This is a genomic window from Halomonas sp. OfavH-34-E (genome assembly GCF_024124525.1).
In the GTDB taxonomy this organism is placed as follows: domain Bacteria; phylum Pseudomonadota; class Gammaproteobacteria; order Pseudomonadales; family Halomonadaceae; genus Halomonas; species Halomonas litopenaei.
This window is the reverse complement of record NZ_JAMXRY010000122.1, coordinates 1-1438: the sequence shown is the minus strand read 5'-3', so window position 1 is coordinate 1438 and position 1438 is coordinate 1. Positions and strand designations below refer to the sequence as shown.

General features: G+C 67.7%; 2 protein-coding genes. Both read left to right on the top strand.

The features are described 5' to 3' along the window. The coding region (locus NH448_RS23440; protein WP_253029600.1) for a hypothetical protein at window positions 1-758 on the top strand (758 nt) is incomplete at its 5' end. 2 nt (window positions 759-760) lie between these two features. Beyond that, on the top strand, window positions 761-1438 hold a 678-nt coding region (locus tag NH448_RS23435), incomplete at its 3' end, for a hypothetical protein (RefSeq protein ID WP_253029599.1).

Below are 1438 nucleotides of genomic sequence, written 5' to 3'. Positions count from 1 at the left end.
TCAGCCAGGCCGCGGCGGGAATGGGCGGTCAGGCGGCCAGCCGGGCGCTCAACAGCCACATCCCGCCGGAGATGCGCAGTTCCATCAATGCGGGCGCCGAAGCCGCCAGCCAGATCGCCGGCGGCGACATCGAAGGCGGCATCCTGACAGCGCTCGAGTCCGGGCTGGGCGGCGACGCCCTGGGCAACCTGCTCAGTGGGCAGGCGAGCCAGGGCCTCTACTGGAGCGGCGCCAACATGCTGTATGGCGGCATCACGCCATCCGAGGCGAAGCGCATCTACCAGGAGGCCATCGATACCGGTCGCGCGAAGAAGAACCTGTTCCTGCTCAAGGTCCAGAGCGCGCTGGCCGGCGACTTCTCCCACGAGTTCAACCTGTTCTGCACCGACATCGACCGGGGGCCTCACGAGGTGTCGGGCGCCAAGGTCCGGGCCGGCGCCGCCCAGCTCGACACCCTGACACAAGCCGAGCCCGTGGTGCTGCGCATCACCACCATGGACGACCGTGCGGGAACCCTGAAGCGATGGTTCGAGGCCCATCTCGAGGCGATGGCGGCCAGGGATGGCTCCTTCGGGGTGCCGGCTGACTATGCCGTCACGATCACGATACAGCACGCCTTCGTCGGCGACATCGGCGGCTATGCCAGCCGAACGCTTTGTCGCGCCCAGTCCTATGAAGTGGGGCTGTCGCGCCGCGAAGACGCCATGGAGGAGTTGCAGATGACCTTCACCCAGCTCGACACCTTCATGAGCCCCTAGCCATGGCATTCAATCACGACAACGAAGGCTTCCTGGTCGGCGAACGCCTGGAGGCTGAAGACATCACCAGCCGCCTCGAAGCCATCCGCGACGAGGTTCGCGAGCTGCGTCGCGACCTGTCCGATTCGAGCCCCGGAGCGGGGAGTGGGCGCGGTCCTGATGGCCGTTTCGTCGCGGGCAGCGGCGACCCATCGGCAGGCGATGATGAGTCCGGCCTGCTATCTCGCTCCATCGACGGACTCGGGGATCGCCTCACCGGCGTTGTGCAGGAGATGGGCGCCGGTACCGAGGAGGCCGACCCCGCCGTCAAGGCCTTCAACGAGGTCGCCCAGCCCCTGCAGCGCGGATTCAGCGCTATCGTCGGCGATGGCGACAGCCGCCGCCAGGAGCGCTGGTACCGCCGTTTCTGGTCGATGATGCGCGGGTCTCGGCGCGAGGATCGTGCGGCCGACAAGCGCCAACAGCGAATACTGAAGAACATCGAGCGCAAGCCGGCCGGGGATGACAATGGATCCCTGCTGTGGCGCGGCCTGATGCTGCTGCTGGCTCCCATCACAGGCATGGTGTCGCTGCTGATCGGCCTCCCGGGTGCTCTGGCCGGGGCAGTGGTCGCCGGCCTGAAGACGCTGCTGACCGCCCTGGGGATGGGGCGCATTGCTCGCCGCATGCCGACTCCGGGC